This window comes from Bacillus sp. 05T31, assembly GCF_056396725.1.
Map to the genome: position 1 here is coordinate 1 of NZ_JBFTMA010001098.1, position 933 is coordinate 933.

Consider the following 933-nt stretch of genomic DNA (forward strand, 5'->3'; position numbering starts at 1 on the left):
TGCATATACTATAATGTTTCATTGGCCTTTGATGATGAACGATAGTTTTAAAAAGTGTATCGAAAGTAGAAGTGATAYTCTTTTCAATAATGAAAATAGAAGAGGTGCTAGTATATATGAAAAGACGAACGTATGATATTCCGGTCGTATTACGAAGAGAATGGTTTTTAATAGAATTAGCGCATTTAACAAAAAAATATGGGATTGAAATAGCAACTAGTAAAATAGAAGATGCACCATTTCTAAGAGATCAAGTTACAGAATTTAAAATAGGAGCGGGTTTGCAATACGATAAATATGATGATGAGTACATCATCGAGTTTTAAACAAAGAAGCTGCGTATAAAAGGTTATTAAAGAGACCTTTTATACGCAGTTTTTTTGTAAAGAGAAAGCTTTATTGAGAAATATTCAAAACGCTTATTGTAAAAAGGAATGAAGAAATGTTGAGAGAATAACGTTTGATAAGAAAGGAATGCGGCTATTAATTTCTTATTATATTGTAACGTAAAAGTAATTGATTAAATGGAATTTAAAACAATTGGTGTTCAACGGAATGGTAGCGTTTTCTTTCAGGGAAAAAAGGGGGATGTTAATGGGGATTATGAAAAGGAGTATCGCATTATTTATTGTACTTTGTTTTATGAGTCCGCTGGTTTTTAGTGCAAATGTACACGCGGAGGTTGTAACAGAGCTTAAGACTGGCTTTCCAGATCAAGAAGTATTTACTCCTGGAGAATGGTTTTTGGGTCAGAAACCTGCTAATTATGATGAGAATAAAACACCAATTCTCTTTGTACAAGGAAGAAATGGTAATGCGGATAGTTGGTATGGAAAGACAGTATATCATGAGATGAATGATATGTACGATTATGCTTTGAAAGCAGGCTATCAAACTGTATTTATTCAATTATATGATGCCGCGGGGAAAGGA

The 933-nt window shown here is 32.7% G+C and carries 2 protein-coding genes; both read left to right on the forward strand.

Annotated elements, in window-relative coordinates; translation table 11 throughout:
• Positions 1–116: 116 nt before the first annotated feature.
• Positions 117–326, forward strand: coding sequence for a hypothetical protein (locus AC1DJR_RS31620; protein ID WP_002085943.1), 210 nt, complete (start codon positions 117–119; stop codon positions 324–326).
• Between the two features lie 262 nt (positions 327–588).
• The coding region (locus AC1DJR_RS31625) for a lipase family protein (protein ID WP_477004432.1) at positions 589–933 on the forward strand (345 nt) is incomplete at its 3' end.